This window comes from Pseudomonas veronii (assembly GCF_001439695.1).
Classification (GTDB): domain Bacteria; phylum Pseudomonadota; class Gammaproteobacteria; order Pseudomonadales; family Pseudomonadaceae; genus Aquipseudomonas; species Aquipseudomonas veronii.
In genome coordinates this window covers 101,452-115,498 of the sequence record NZ_JYLL01000007.1, presented here as the reverse complement: position 1 = coordinate 115,498, position 14,047 = coordinate 101,452, and the positions used below count along the sequence as shown (strand labels likewise).

9 protein-coding genes and 1 pseudogene are annotated in these 14,047 nt (G+C 61.8%); 2 read left to right on the top strand and 8 right to left on the bottom strand.

Annotation, left to right across the window (positions count from 1 at the left end; genetic code table 11):
* Window positions 1–217: 217 nt before the first annotated feature.
* A complete protein-coding gene (locus TU80_RS11720; protein WP_232565959.1) occupies window positions 218–2,218 on the bottom strand; it encodes a hybrid sensor histidine kinase/response regulator in 2,001 nt (666 codons plus the stop codon).
* A gap of 688 nt (window positions 2,219–2,906) precedes the next feature.
* Here TU80_RS11720 and TU80_RS11715 point away from each other — a divergent pair.
* Together TU80_RS11715 and nadA are read left to right on the top strand one after the other, a co-directional pair.
* A pseudogene (locus TU80_RS11715) lies at window positions 2,907–3,488 on the top strand (lactate dehydrogenase); the annotation flags it as partial.
* 231 nt (window positions 3,489–3,719) lie between these two features.
* Window positions 3,720–4,778 (top strand): quinolinate synthase NadA, encoded by a 1,059-nt coding sequence (nadA, locus tag TU80_RS11710; RefSeq protein ID WP_017847137.1) that lies wholly within the window; start codon window positions 3,720–3,722, stop codon window positions 4,776–4,778.
* A gap of 125 nt (window positions 4,779–4,903) precedes the next feature.
* Here nadA and TU80_RS11705 read toward each other — a convergent pair whose 3' ends face one another.
* The 7 genes from TU80_RS11705 to TU80_RS11675 all read right to left on the bottom strand — a co-directional run bounded on the left by TU80_RS11705 (window position 4,904) and on the right by TU80_RS11675 (window position 13,965).
* Window positions 4,904–5,392: an RDD family protein gene (locus TU80_RS11705; RefSeq protein ID WP_017847138.1), complete on the bottom strand. Its 489-nt coding sequence runs from the start codon at window positions 5,390–5,392 to the stop codon at window positions 4,904–4,906.
* Window positions 5,393–5,497: 105 nt separating this feature from the next.
* A complete protein-coding gene (locus TU80_RS11700) occupies window positions 5,498–5,713 on the bottom strand; it encodes a cold-shock protein (RefSeq protein WP_017847139.1) in 216 nt (71 codons plus the stop codon).
* A gap of 389 nt (window positions 5,714–6,102) precedes the next feature.
* Window positions 6,103–7,227 (bottom strand): glycine cleavage system aminomethyltransferase GcvT, encoded by a 1,125-nt coding sequence (gene gcvT / locus TU80_RS11695; RefSeq protein ID WP_017847140.1) that lies wholly within the window; start codon window positions 7,225–7,227, stop codon window positions 6,103–6,105.
* A gap of 39 nt (window positions 7,228–7,266) precedes the next feature.
* Window positions 7,267–8,643 carry an L-serine ammonia-lyase gene (locus TU80_RS11690; RefSeq protein ID WP_057004524.1) on the bottom strand — a complete coding sequence of 459 codons (1,377 nt, stop codon included), beginning with the start codon at window positions 8,641–8,643 and terminating at the stop codon, window positions 7,267–7,269.
* Window positions 8,644–8,808: 165 nt separating this feature from the next.
* Window positions 8,809–11,649: an aminomethyl-transferring glycine dehydrogenase gene (gene gcvP, locus TU80_RS11685; RefSeq protein WP_057004523.1), complete on the bottom strand. Its 2,841-nt coding sequence runs from the start codon at window positions 11,647–11,649 to the stop codon at window positions 8,809–8,811.
* Between the two features lie 10 nt (window positions 11,650–11,659).
* Window positions 11,660–12,043 (bottom strand): glycine cleavage system protein GcvH, encoded by a 384-nt coding sequence (gene gcvH / locus TU80_RS11680; protein ID WP_046490087.1) that lies wholly within the window; start codon window positions 12,041–12,043, stop codon window positions 11,660–11,662.
* 413 nt (window positions 12,044–12,456) lie between these two features.
* Window positions 12,457–13,965 (bottom strand): sigma-54-dependent transcriptional regulator, encoded by a 1,509-nt coding sequence (locus TU80_RS11675; RefSeq protein WP_017847144.1) that lies wholly within the window; start codon window positions 13,963–13,965, stop codon window positions 12,457–12,459.
* Window positions 13,966–14,047 lie beyond the last annotated feature (82 nt).

The window sequence follows — 14,047 nt, the reverse complement described above, 5'->3', positions numbered from 1 at the left end:
GCCAGGTTCCAGGCCATATCAGTCCATGACCGAGCCCGATGCCCGGTCGGGTGCAAGGCTGGAGCCATTGGGTATCTTCAGACTCCGGGCGCTTGACGTGGGTGAGCAGCTTGTATGCTCCGGCGGCTACCCGCGGCACCAGGGCGGCGATGCACTGATCTTGGTGTGGCGCCATGCGTATGCCGACTATTCACGACTGAGCTGGGGTCGCGTCGACCTACTCCACCCCCATCAAGCCGCCCAGACGGCCCTTGACGACCTTTTGCAGGAGCAAGGCCAGCGTCTCGGTGGCATAGGGTTTCTGCAGCAGTACAAAACGCTTGGCTTCTTCTTGGGCAATGCGCGCGTATTCGTCGTTGTAGCCGGTGGTGAGCACCACCGGCAGCCATGGATAGAGCGCCTCGATCGCGTCGAGCAGTTCCAGGCCGCTCATGCCGGGCATGGAGATGTCGGAGAACACCACCTGGAAACTTTCCGGGTTGGGGGCCAGGGCTTCCAGTGCGCTCTTGGCGTCCGGCACCCATAACACGTGAAAGCCCATCTGTTCCAGGGTCTGCGAGGTGTAGAGGCCAACGTCAGCATTGTCCTCGACCATCAGCACGCACAAGTTCGAGATGATCGGTACGCGATGGTTGTCCTGGGCGGTCGGGATCGTGCTGGCCTCGACCTTGGGCAGGTACAACATAAACTGGCTGCCTTTGCCGCGTTCGCTCTGCACCAGAATCTCCCCGCCTGACTGTTTGGCAAAGCCGAACACTTGCGACAAGCCCAGCCCGGTGCCTTGGCCGATGCCTTTGGTGGTGTAGAAGGGTTCGAAGATGGCGTCGAGTTTTTCCGGCGCAATGCCTGATCCGGTGTCGCTCAATGCGATGGTCACGTAGTCGGCGACCCGCCCCGGGTGGGCGCGCACCGACGGCAGCCAGGCGGCTGTCGTGACCTGGATGGTCAAGTGGCCATTGCCGGCCATGGCATCCCGCGCATTAACCACCATGTTCACCAGTGCGGTATCGAACTGGCTTTCATCGGCGTTTATAAAGCAGGGCTCATCCGGCACTTCGATGGTGACCTTGATCCGCGAGCCAGTCAGGCTGTCCATCATCTCGCCCACCCGCAACACGCTGTCGCCGACATTGAATACTTCCGGGCGCAGGGCCTGGCGTCGGGCGAAGGTCAGCAGTTGCGCGGTCAGGCGGGCGGCGCGGTCGACGGTGCTGGCGATGGCATCGATGTATTTGATGCGCCGCACTTCACTCAGGGATGGGGTCTTGAGCAGGTCGGCGCAGGATTTGATTACCGTCAGCAGGTTATTGAAGTCGTGTGCGACGCCGCCGGTGAGTTGGCCAATGGTTTCCAGTTTCTGGGATTGGCGCAAGGCATCTTCCGACAGGCGCAGGGCGTCCTTGGCTTCTTCTTCGGCCTGGATATCCCTGCCCACCGCATGGATGTAATCGCTGTCGGGTACGGCGGTCCAGGCGATCATGCGATAGCTGCCATCCTGGTGGCGGTAACGGTTCTTGAAGTTGGGGAAGTTCTTGCCGTCTCCCAGGCGGCTGACTGCCGATGCGGAGTCGGCCAAGTCGTCCGGGTGAACCAGGGCCAGCAACTGGCTGCCCACCAAGTCGTGTTCGGCGTGGCCGAGCATGCGAGTCCAGGCTGGGTTGACGGCGGAGATCACGCCGTCGAGTTGGGCCACCAGCATCAGGTCCGGGGACAGGCGCCAGATGCGGTCGCGGTCGCGGGTGCGTTCCACCACCCGTTGTTCCAGGGACTCGTTGAGCTTGCGCAGTGCTTCTTCGGCTTCACGCAGGGCCGTGATGTCGCGGGATACGCAGAGGATCTGTTCCGGCCGGCCGTTACTGCCCAGGATCGGGCTCACCTGTACATGCCACCACTTCAGGTTACCGGCCAGGGTCTGGGCCGGGCCGATAAAGCTGGCGCTCTCGCCGTTTCTGGCGGCCTGTACGGCGGCCTTGGCGTCTAGGTTGCCTTGATCCTGCCAGAAATCGGGCCAGGAGCAGCCACGGATGGTGTTGAAGTCACTGACCTCCATGATTTTTTGGCCGCCTTCGCTCATGAACGTGAGGCGGGCATCGAGATCGAGTACTTGGATGCAATCGTTGATGCTGGCCAGTACGCGCTCGGTGAACGCTTCGTTTTGGCTCAGGCCGGAGGTGGCCAGTTCGCTGACCTCAGAGCCCATCCCGACGGTGCTATTCATTTGAGTTTGGCCGAGCGGGTTAAATGGCCTTCATCATGTCATTAAGATACCTCCCCCCACCAGCGACTTCCTTACGCACTGCACTGCTTTTGCTGTGGGAAGGCATTGGATAATGCCGGCACGTTTTGTACATATTCCTACGAGCGATCGCGCGGTATGTGTGGCGTTGACTTACAGCTCCTGAGTCTGCGCGATGCGGCAAAGAGGCGGTTTTTTTGATGTGGCTCTTTGCCACTTATTTCGGCTTTAATGTTGTCAATACGCGGCGTATCTTGGCTAGATTGGAGGCTAAGCTTTCAAGACATGGACTGTCATGACTACGCTAACTCCGATCATCGCTAGCAATCCCCTCATTGTTCGCGCTGTAGCCACACCGCTCGCCATTTCGGCGAACACTGTCGATGTCTTGCCGGTGCGACCTGCGTCGGTGGTCAGCCTCGGTAATCCGGCTGCCGATGTCGTTGATATCTACTCCCGAGACGGGCAGATGCCGGGTCGGGAAAGTGTGCGGGCCTGGGAAAATAGCAGCCAGGACGCAGTCAGCAAGATCATCAACACCCGCTTTAACTCGACCTCCACGGCCAGTCGCTACAGCGGCTTGGGGGCAGCATTGGTGGCGCAGTTCGCCAAAGGCGGCGGCGCGGACATTTCACAGTCGGTGCTCAACACCACGGCCGACCGGGCCGGGAGCGATAAAGGCTTGCTGACCGGTCTGGCGGACTTCAAGGCTTCCATCAAGCAGGCCGTAGACAGCTCCAACCCGATGCGCCCTTCAGAGGTCGACAGCTTTTCTTACAATGTGTCGCAAAAAACCCAGGTTAATGGTCGCAGCAGCGCGGATCGCAGCGTCACCCAGAACCAGCAATCGGTGCTTTCGGCGAGCTTCCACAAAGGCCTTGATGGTGGGAAACCGCCGGTGTTTGATGGCAGTCGCGAATCGCAGAATTACCTGTATGTGCACGTACAGGACAGGGCCAGCAGCACCGCGAGCTTTGCCTATAAAGACAGCCAACTGACCCGTGCTTCCGTCACACAGTCGGCTTCCCAGAATACCCACACGCAGAAGTATGTGATGGCCAACCTGGTAGAAGACACCGTGGTGCCGAAGGAAGGCTCATCCAAGCGTGACTACCTGGCGCTGCTCGAACACGCGGGCAGGGAAAGCAAAAAATCCAAGGATGCGCTGGAGCAGTCGACGTTGAAGGATGCATTGGCGAAGATGCATGACTCAGTCCTGTTGCAGGATGATCCGGATGTGCTGATGCGCTGAGGGTCAACGCGCGAAGCCCCAGTGATGCGCCTTCGCGTTTTTTTTGCCCGACAGATGCGTCGCGCCATGCCAGATTAGGCTTTTGAATCCATTCGATATTCTGTAGCCTTGCGCAGCTTCACCTTAACCCGTGCTTGATGACATCATCACTTCGTCCGGCGGCGCCTGAAGGGCTCCAGAGCCGGTGGTACACTCGACTTTCGCGCAACGGCGCCTGCAGGTCTTGCGAACATGACGCAAATTTCCGAACGCCTTCTGGTTCAAGCCCACCTCGACGCCAAGCAGCCCAAGGCCCTCAGTGCCGAGGAAGAGGCTAGCCTGCGTACCGCCATCGCCGCCGAGCTCAAAGCTCAGGACGCGGTGCTGGTCGCCCACTTCTATTGCGACCCGGTGATTCAGGCCCTGGCCGAAGAAACCGGCGGCTGTGTCTCCGACTCCCTTGAAATGGCACGCTTCGGCGCTGCTCACCCGGCCAAGACCGTACTGGTCGCCGGTGTGCGTTTCATGGGCGAGACTGCCAAAATCCTCACCCCCGAAAAACGCATCCTGATGCCGACCCTGGAAGCTACGTGCTCCCTCGACCTGGGCTGTCCGGTGGAGGAGTTTTCCGCGTTCTGCGATCAACACCCCGAGCGCACGGTGGTGGTGTATGCCAACACCTCGGCGGCGGTCAAGGCGCGGGCGGACTGGGTGGTGACTTCCAGTTGCGCGCTGGAAATCGTCGAAAGCCTGATGGACAACGGCGAGACCATTATCTGGGGGCCGGACAAGCACCTGGGTACTTACATTCAGCGCCAGACCGGTGCCGACATGCTGCTGTGGGACGGTGCGTGCATCGTCCACGAAGAGTTCAAGTCCAAGCAGCTGGAAGACATGAAGGCGCTGTACCCGGACGCGGCGATCCTGGTCCACCCGGAATCCCCGACCTCGGTGATCGAACTGGCGGATGCAGTGGGTTCCACCAGCCAACTGATTGCCGCCGCTCAGCGTTTACCGAACAAAACGTTCATTGTCGCCACCGACCGCGGCATTTTCTACAAGATGCAGCAGCTGTGCCCGGACAAGGTCTTCGTCGAAGCGCCTACCGCCGGCAACGGCGCGGCGTGCCGCAGTTGCGCGCACTGCCCGTGGATGGCGATGAATACGCTGGAGCGCACGCTGCAGTGCCTGCGTGAGGGCAGCAACGAGATCTTCGTCGAGCCTTCGGTGATCCCGCAGGCGGTGCGCCCGCTCAAGCGCATGTTGGACTTCACCCAGGCTGCGCGCCTGAAGCTGGCCGGCAACGCCTGACCCGGTCGAACATGTGGGAGGGGGCTTGCCCCCGATAGCGTAGTGTCAGTCACCAGATACATCGACTGATTTACCGCTATCGGGAGCAAGCCCCCTCCCACATGTTGATCCGCACCAGCAGGGCGTTATTTTTTCCGCTTCGGAACCTGCACCAACTGCGTGTCAGAATAAATGTCGTGCCAGCTGCGTTTCTGCTTGTCGAACAGTGACCAGATAAACCCCAGCCCCACGCACAACCACGATGCAATCGACACCACAAAGCGCAACAGCGCCTGCCACAGGCTGATCCGCGAGCCGTCGGCGTTCTGTACGCGCACGCCCCACACCTGCATGCCCAGGGTCTGCCCGGAATGGGTCCAGAACTTGGCGAAGAAGCCAAACAGCACGAAGAACAGAATCGTCGACAGCAGCGGGTCGCCGTCCAGCGCGCCGGATTCGGTGAGAGTACGCATTTTGGCTTCGCCCACGAATGCGATCCACACCAGCTTGTAGAGAAAGGCCGTGACAATCAGTAGCGCCGTGCAGAGGAGGAAGTCATAGAACATCGCTGCCAGACGACGGCCCAGGCCAACGGCGGGGAAGTCGCCTTGGGGGCTCAGCAGGGGTTTGGACATGGCCGGCTCTCTGAAGAAAAAAAGCATTTTACGGCGCAATGCCCTTACCGCGCCCATAAAAAAGCCCCTGATGTCACCATCAGGGGCTTTTTGTCGCAGGAGGGATCAGCCTTCGGCGATCACTTCGTCAGCCTGCATGCCTTTCTGGCCTTGCACGGCGACGAAAGACACTTTCTGGCCTTCTTTCAGGCTCTTGAAGCCGTTGCCCTGAATAGCGCGGAAATGCACGAACAGATCCGGACCGCTTTCTGGAGTGATAAAACCAAACCCTTTCTCGTCGTTAAACCACTTGACGGTACCGCTCTGACGTTTATCCGACATTTTCTTATTTCCTTGACGCTAAAAATGAATGACAGCCCCTTTCGCATGAAAGAGTACTGGGCTGGGTTGCAGGAAAGTAAGAGACGTCGAACGGGTTGTAGCAAACTTTGGCTACTGCCCAGGTCCAGGTTCCAAGCGACCCATGCAAACACAGTGAGCAAACTCTACGTCAACTAATGGAGAAAAAACAAGCCCTGCGCAAAGCCCAGCTTTTGCTCGGCTTTGTGGCACTTGGGGGAACAATGGGCGGACGACTTATTCGATAGAAATGGTCACTTGTTATAGGTTGACCCCTATAACAATGACTATCGTCAATGCACTGTTTTATGGCGGTTGCGTTACAGATTAGTGCGCGTTAACGCAACCGCGTTACTTATAGAAACAATCAATCAGCCACGGTAGTACCGTTGCGGCACAAATGGCATTTTACTTACACGAAGTGGCACCTTTTTCCCACGCACCAGTGCAGAAACTTCGGTATCCAACGCAGTGAACGCGCTGTCCAGGTAGGCCATCGCCAACGGGCCGCCGAGGCTCGGGCCAAAGCCGCCGCTGCAGACGCTGCCGACCACGGTGCCGTGTTCGTCGACGATTTCCGCACCTTCACGCACGGGTGTGCGCTCCTGAGTCAGCAGGCCGACACGTTTGCGGCTCACACCGGCTTGCTGCTGGGTAAAGATCCGGTCGGCGCCGGGAAAGCCACCGGCACGAGCGCCGTCGGCGCGACGGGCCTTGGAGATCGCCCAGAGCAGGCTGGCTTCGATCGGGGTGGTGTCGGTGTTCATGTCGTGGCCATACAGGCACAGGCCGGCTTCCAGGCGTAGCGAGTCGCGGGCGCCCAGGCCGATGGCCTGGACTTCGGTCTCGGCCAGCAGGCTGCGGGCCAGGCTTTCGGCGTGGGCGGCGGGCACCGAGATTTCAAAGCCGTCTTCACCGGTGTAGCCGGAGCGGCTGACGTAGCAGTCCACGCCCAGCAGGCGCAGGGACGTGAATTGCATGAAGGTCATCTTGGTCACTTCAGGGGCCAGGCGTGCCAGCACTTTTACCGCTGCCGGGCCTTGCAGGGCGAGCAGGGCGCGTTCTTCGAACAGCGGCTCGATGCTGCACTGGTCGCCAATCCTGGCGCGCAGGTGCGCCAGGTCCTGGTCCTTGCAGGCCGCGTTGACCACCAGGAACAGCTCGTCGTTCCCCAGGTTGGCCACCATCAGGTCGTCGAGAATACCGCCTTGTTCGTTGGTGAACATGGCATAGCGCTGCATGCCTACGGGCAGGTCGATGATATCCACCGGCACCAGGGTTTCCAGGGCCTTGGCGGCATTGGCGCCGGTCAGGCGGATCTGGCCCATGTGAGACACGTCGAACAGCCCGGCCTGATCACGGGTGTGCAGGTGTTCTTTCATCACGCCCAATGGGTATTGCACCGGCATGTCGTAGCCGGCGAAGGGCACCATGCGCGCGCCGAGTTCGATGTGCAGCGCGTGCAACGGGGTTTTCAACAGGGTTTCGGTGGACATATTCAGCTCCTGAAAAACGTGCGGACGCGCTTCTAAGCGTCAGCACTCGATAATGTTGACCGCCAAACCGCCACGGGCGGTTTCCTTGTATTTGCTTTTCATGTCGGCGCCGGTCTGGCGCATGGTGCGGATGACCTTGTCGAGGGACACAAAATGCTGCCCATCGCCGCGCAAGGCCATACGCACTGCGTTGATGGCTTTGACCGAGCCCATGGCATTGCGCTCGATGCAGGGCACTTGCACCAGGCCGCCGATCGGGTCGCACGTCAGGCCGAGGTTGTGTTCCATGCCGATCTCGGCGGCGTTTTCGACCTGGGACACGCTGCCGCCCAACACTTCGCACAGCGCACCGGCGGCCATCGAGCAGGCCACGCCGACTTCACCCTGGCAGCCAACCTCGGCACCGGAGATCGACGCGTTTTCCTTGTACAGAATCCCGATCGCGGCGGCGGTGAGCAGAAAGCGCACTACGCCGTCTTCACTCGCGCCGGGGATAAAGCGCATGTAGTAATGCAGCACCGCCGGCACAATCCCGGCCGCACCGTTGGTGGGCGCGGTGACCACACGCCCGCCGTTGGCGTTTTCTTCGTTGACCGCCAGCGCGTACAGGTTGACCCAATCGAGTACCGACAACGGGTCGCGCAGGGCCGACTCCGGGTTCTTGCACAGCTGGCGATGCAGGGCGGCGGCACGACGCTTGACCTTCAAGCCTCCCGGCAAGATCCCTTCATTGCGACAGCCAGCGTCCACACAGTCCTGCATCACCTGCCAGATCTTCAGCAGGCCGTTGCGGGTTTCGGCTTCGGGGCGCCAGGCACTTTCATTGGTCAGCATCACCTGGCTGATGGACAGCCCGTAGGTGGCGCAATGACCGAGCAAGTCCTTGGCGCTCTTGAACGGGAAGGTCAGCGGCGTGGCGTCTTCGACGATCCGGTCGGCGCCGGCAGCGTCTTCATCTACCACAAAGCCACCGCCCACCGAGTAGTACTCGCGGCTGCGGATCTGGATGCCGGCGGCGTCGAAGGCACGGAAGATCATGCCGTTGGGGTGATAGGCGAGGGGTTTGCGAATCATCGCCAGGTGTTCTTTCTCGTTGAACGCAATGCTGTGTTCGCCGAGCAGGTTCAAACGGCCGGCGCTGCGCATCTGTGCCAGGCGCGTGGCGACGGTTTCTGTGTTCACGGTGTCCGGGTGTTCGCCTTCCAGGCCGAGCAACACGGCCTTGTCGCTGCCGTGGCCTTTGCCGGTGGCGCCGAGTGAGCCGTAGAGTTCCACCTTGACGCAGGTGGTGGCGCTCAGCAGGTCGTCACGGCGCAAGCCCTCGACAAAGCGCGCGGCGGCGCGCATCGGGCCGACGGTGTGGGAGCTGGAGGGGCCGATGCCAATCTTGAACAGGTCGAACACGCTTAACGACATGAGTTGTTCTCCAGGTTCTTATTATTCTTGAGGTCATACGCGGTCAAGTGCGGGAGGGGCGGTGCGACGATTCGACTTGCCCCCGATGAGGGGGTGTCAGTCACCAGATCTATCAACTGACACTCTGCCATCGGGAGCAAGCCCCCTCCCACATTCTTGACCAGGTTATGCGTAGCTCTCGATCGAAGGGCAGGCGCACACGAGGTTGCGATCGCCGAACACGTTGTCGACCCGGCCGACCGGCGGCCAGTACTTGCCGTCGATCAACGACGCCAGCGGGTACACCGCTTGTTCACGGCTGTAAGGGTGGCTCCATTCGCCCACCAGTTCCGCCGCGGTGTGCGGGGCGTTTTTCAGCGGGTTGTCGTCCTTGTCCAAGGTGCCGTTTTCCACCGTGCGGATTTCTTCGCGGATGGCGATCATCGCGTCGCAGAAGCGGTCCAGTTCTTCCCTGGATTCGCTTTCGGTCGGCTCGATCATCAAGGTGCCGGCCACCGGGAACGACATGGTCGGCGCGTGGAAGCCGAAGTCGATCAGGCGCTTGGCCACGTCATCCACGCTGATGCCGCTGCTGTCTTTCAACGGGCGCAAGTCCAGGATGCATTCATGCGCCACCAGGCCGTTGCTGCCGGTGTAGAGCACTGGGTAGTGCTCTTCCAGGCGACGGGAAATGTAGTTGGCGTTCAGGATCGCCAGCTGCGAAGCGCGCTTGAGGCCCGCGCCGCCCATCATGCTGATGTACATCCAGGTGATCGGCAGGATGCTCGCGCTGCCGAACGGCGCCGCGCACACCGCGCCTTCCTTGCGTGCCATGGCCGCGTGGCCGGGCAGGAATGGGGCCAGGTGGGATTTGACGCCGATCGGGCCAACGCCCGGGCCGCCGCCGCCGTGGGGGATGCAGAAGGTCTTGTGCAGGTTCAGGTGCGAGACGTCGCCGCCGAACTTGCCCGGCGCGCACAGGCCGACCATGGCGTTCATGTTGGCGCCGTCGATGTACACCTGGCCGCCGTTGTCGTGAATGATCCCGCAGATTTCGCGGATACCTTCTTCGAACACGCCGTGGGTCGACGGGTAGGTGATCATCAGCGCGGCGAGGTGGTCGCGGTGCTCGATGGCTTTGGCGCGCAGGTCTTCGATGTCGACGTTGCCGCGCGCGTCGCAAGCGGTCACCACCACGCGCATGCCGGCCATGTGGGCGGTGGCGGGGTTGGTGCCGTGGGCCGACGACGGGATCAGGCAGATATCGCGGTGCTGATCGCCACGGCTCTGGTGATAGGCGCGAATCGCCAACAGGCCCGCGTATTCGCCCTGGGAACCGGCGTTCGGTTGCAGCGAGATGGCGTCGTAGCCGGTGGCCGCGCAGAGCATGGCTTCCAGGTCGGAGGTCAATTGCAGGTAGCCGGCGCTTTGTTCGGCCGGGGCGAATGGGTGCAGGGCACCGAATTCGGCCCAGGTCACCGGGATCATTTCGCTGGCGGCGTTGAGCTTCATGGTGCAGGAGCCCAGCGGGATCATGGTGCGGTCCAGCGCCAGGTCCTTGTCGGCCAGCTTGCGCAGGTAGCGCATCAGCTCGGTTTCCGAGTGATAACGGTTGAACACCGGATGGGTCAGGATCGGCGACTGACGCAGCAGCGCGGCCGGCAGGCTGCCTTCGACCTTGGCGGCGAAGTCCGGCAGAGCTTTACCGTCGGCAAACAGTGCCCACAAGGTTTCGATATCGGCCTGGGTGGTGGTTTCGTCGACCGACAGGCCCAGACGTTCGGCGTCGACCACACGCAGGTTGATGCGCTGGGCGCGGGCCTGGTCGTGCAGGGCGGCGGTGCGGGCGCCGGTGTTGAGGGTCAGCGTGTCGAAGAAGTGTTCTTGCTCGACTTTCAGGCCCAGGGCGCGCAGGCCGTTGGCCAGGATCGCGGTCAACTGGTGAATGCGCTGGGCGATCTGGGTCAGGCCTTTGGGGCCGTGGTACACGGCGTACATGCTGGCGATGTTGGCGAGCAGGACCTGGGCGGTGCAGATGTTGCTGGTGGCTTTCTCGCGGCGGATATGTTGCTCGCGGGTCTGCATGGCCAGGCGCAAGGCCGGCTTGCCGAAGCGGTCGACCGAAACACCGACCAGGCGGCCCGGCATGTCGCGCTTGAACGCATCCCTGGTGGAGAAGTACGCCGCGTGCGGGCCGCCGAAGCCCAGCGGGACGCCGAAGCGTTGCGCGCTGCCGATGGCCACGTCGGCGCCGAACTCACCCGGCGGGGTCAGCACGGTCAGGGCCAGCAGGTCGGCGGCCACGGCCACCAGGGCGTTGGCGGCGTGGAAGCGTTCGGTCAGCTCGCGATAGTCGAACACGTCGCCGTTGCTGGCCGGGTATTGCAGCAGGGCGCCGAAGAACGGGCTGACATCGCTCAGTTCGCGTTCATCGCCCACCACCACGTCGATGCCCAGCGGCTCGGCACGGGTGCGCAGCACGTCGAGGGTTTGCGGGTGGCTGTGGATCGAGGCGAAGAAGGCATTACTGGCCTTGTTCTTGCTCAGGCGCTTGCAGAAGGTCATGGCTTCGGCGGCAGCGGTGGCTTCGTCGAGCAGCGAGGCGTTGGCGATCGGCAGGCCGGTGAGGTCGCTGATCAGGGTCTGGAAATTCAGCAGCGCTTCCAGGCGGCCCTGGGAAATTTCCGGTTGGTACGGGGTGTAGGCGGTGTACCAGGCCGGGTTTTCGAGGAGGTTGCGCAGGATCGGCGACGGCGTGTGGCAGTTGTAGTAGCCCTGGCCGATGTAGGTCTTGAACAGTTGGTTCTGGCTGGCGATGGCTTTGATCCTGGCCAGGGCCTCGGCTTCGCTCAAGCCATCTTCCAGGCCGAGCACGCTAGTGCCCTTGATGCTTTCCGGGATCACACTGGCGCTCAGGGCTTCCAGGGAGTCGAAGCCCAGGCTGGCGAGCATCTGCTGCTCATCTTCCTGGCGCGGGCCGATGTGGCGGGCGATGAATTCGTTGGCGGTGCTCAAGTTGATCGTCATGGCGCGCTCCTCAGGCTTCGGCGGTGGCTTTGATCAGGCGGTCATACGCATCCTGATCCAACAGCGTAGTCACTGCGTCGGCATCGGCGGGTTTAAAGCGGAAGAACCAGCCTTCGCCCATCGGGTCTTCGTTGACCAGTTCCGGGCGGCCCTCCAGCTCGGCGTTCACTTCGAGCACTTCACCGTCCAGGGGCATGTACACGCCGCTGGCGGCTTTGACTGACTCGACGGTGGACGCCTCGGCGCCTTTTTCGTAAGCCTGCAACTCTGGCAGTTGCACGAAAACCACATCACCCAGCGCATTTTGCGCGAATGCGGTGATACCCACGGTGACGCTGCCGTCAGCTTCGGCGCGCAGCCATTCGTGATCTTCAGTGAAACGCAACTCGCTCATGGAAACTCCTCGGGGCCAGATTCGTCTGGTGGACGGGATTGGAATAATGGGGAGTTGCTTAGCAATATCGCGGCCAATGTCATTAAGTGTTTATAAATCAATGACTTGATAAAAATGACGAATGCGTTGCCGGCTGAGGCTGTAGCGATTTCGCTACAGTTCGGCGCTGGAAAAAAAGCCTATGTGGATCAAAGCCTTGCATGGCGCGCAAAAAGCAGGGTTGTAGCGATATCGTTACGCTGTAGCGCTTTCAGTACAGTTGATGTCGTTCTCAGACCCAATTTGGAATGCGAGCCCTGTAGGCGCGAGCTTGCTCGCGAAGATCGTCAACGATGATGTGGGAAGCCTGGATGAACGCGGTGCGCTCGGGTTTTTCGCGAGCAAGCTCGCTCCTACAGTGGACAGCGCGCTGCTCAGGGTTTGTTGGGGATGCCGTATTTGCGCAGGCGATGGGCGATAGCGGTGTGGGAGGTTTGCAGGCGGCTTGCCAACTGGCGGGTCGAGGGGTAGCTGGCGTAGAGCTTCTCCAGCAGGCTGCGTTCGAAGTCTTCCACGGCCTGTTCCAGGCTGGTGATTTCGCTGTCGCTCTGACGTGCGACCGAGGTGCCGGCGATGTCCAGGTCGCCGATGTCCACCAGGCTGCTTTCGCAGATGGCGGCGGCGCGGAAGATCACGTTCTGCAACTGCCGCACGTTGCCCGGCCAGCGGTTGCCGAGCAAGGCCGGGTAAGTGCCGGGGGCCAGGCGGCAGACCGGGCGCTGGATCTGCGCGCAGGCCTGCTGCATGAAGTAGCGCGCCAGCAGCAAGATGTCCTGGCCGCGCTCGCGCAGGGGCGGCACTTCGACATTGAGGACGTTGAGGCGATAGAACAGGTCTTCGCGAAAGGTGCCCTCGGCGACCATCTTCTCCAGGTCGCGGTGGGTGGCGCTGAGGATACGCACGTTCACCTTCACTTCGCGGTCGCCGCCTACCCGGCGAAAGCTGCCGTCGTTGAGAAAGCGCAGCAGCTTGGCCTGCAGGTACGGCGACATTTCGCCGATCTCATCGAGGAACACCGTGCCCTGGTTGGCCAGTTCCATCAGCCCCGGCTTACCGCCGCGCTGGGCCCCGGTAAAGGCGCCGGGGGCGTAGCCGAACAGTTCGCTTTCGGCGAGGTTTTCCGGCAGCGCCGCGCAGTTCAGCGCCAGGAACGGCGCACTGCAGCGTGCGCTGATGGCGTGGCAAGCCCGCGCCACCAGCTCTTTGCCGGTGCCTGTCTCGCCCTGGATCAACAGCGGCGCATCGAGTACCGCGACACGCTGCGCGCGCGCCTTGAGGGTGCGGATCGCCGGCGACTCGCCGAGCAGCGCATCGAAACCTTCGGCATGGTCGTGGTGCAGCGCCGATAATTGTTCGCCGATGCGGTTGGGCTGGTAGAGGCTGAGCAGGGCACCGGCATCGGTGATCGGCGTCGCCTCCAGCAGCAGGGTCTGGCCGTTGACGCTGATCTCGCGCAGAGGCAAGCGAAAGCCTTGCTCCAGCAAGGTGTCGAGCAAGGCCGGATCGTTGAACAGTTCGCTGATGCTTTCGCCGGCCGGTTCGCGACCGTACAAGGCAATCAACGCCGGGTTGGCCAGCAGGATCTTGCCCGCGCTGTCCAGGGCGAGCACCGGGTCGGTCATGGCCGCCAGCAGGGCGTCGAGTTGCAGGTGGCGGCGTTGGCCGGGGAGGATGTCCACCACGGTCACTGCCTGCACGCCGTTGACGCTGAACAGCGCGTCCCGCAGCTCTTCGAGGACTTCGGCGCTCAGGGTCGGCGCGTCGATGTAGACGTTGGGCGGCACCATCTCGACCGCGTCCAGGTTGAGATTGCGCCCACCGAGCAAGGCCAGGACTTCCTGGGTAATGCCGACGCGGTCGATGAAGCTGACGTGGATACGCATGGGGCGGCTGACAATTCTGGGGAGCGAGAGGCGGCAAGTATGCCAGACAGGGGGGGAGATCAAAAATGGGGGAGGGGCGGTG

What these genes read in the sequence shown, in the direction of transcription:
- TU80_RS11720 (WP_232565959.1), bottom strand. Translation starts at nt 2,218, where the DNA reads ATGAATAGCACCGTCGGGATGGGCTCTGAGGTCAGCGAACTGGCCACC.
- nadA (WP_017847137.1), top strand. Translation starts at nt 3,720, where the DNA reads ATGACGCAAATTTCCGAACGCCTTCTGGTTCAAGCCCACCTCGACGCC.
- TU80_RS11705 (WP_017847138.1), bottom strand. Translation starts at nt 5,392, where the DNA reads ATGTCCAAACCCCTGCTGAGCCCCCAAGGCGACTTCCCCGCCGTTGGC.
- TU80_RS11700 (WP_017847139.1), bottom strand. Translation starts at nt 5,713, where the DNA reads ATGTCGGATAAACGTCAGAGCGGTACCGTCAAGTGGTTTAACGACGAG.
- gcvT (WP_017847140.1), bottom strand. Translation starts at nt 7,227, where the DNA reads ATGTCCACCGAAACCCTGTTGAAAACCCCGTTGCACGCGCTGCACATC.
- TU80_RS11690 (WP_057004524.1), bottom strand. Translation starts at nt 8,643, where the DNA reads ATGTCGTTAAGCGTGTTCGACCTGTTCAAGATTGGCATCGGCCCCTCC.
- gcvP (WP_057004523.1), bottom strand. Translation starts at nt 11,649, where the DNA reads ATGACGATCAACTTGAGCACCGCCAACGAATTCATCGCCCGCCACATC.
- gcvH (WP_046490087.1), bottom strand. Translation starts at nt 12,043, where the DNA reads ATGAGCGAGTTGCGTTTCACTGAAGATCACGAATGGCTGCGCGCCGAA.
- TU80_RS11675 (WP_017847144.1), bottom strand. Translation starts at nt 13,965, where the DNA reads ATGCGTATCCACGTCAGCTTCATCGACCGCGTCGGCATTACCCAGGAA.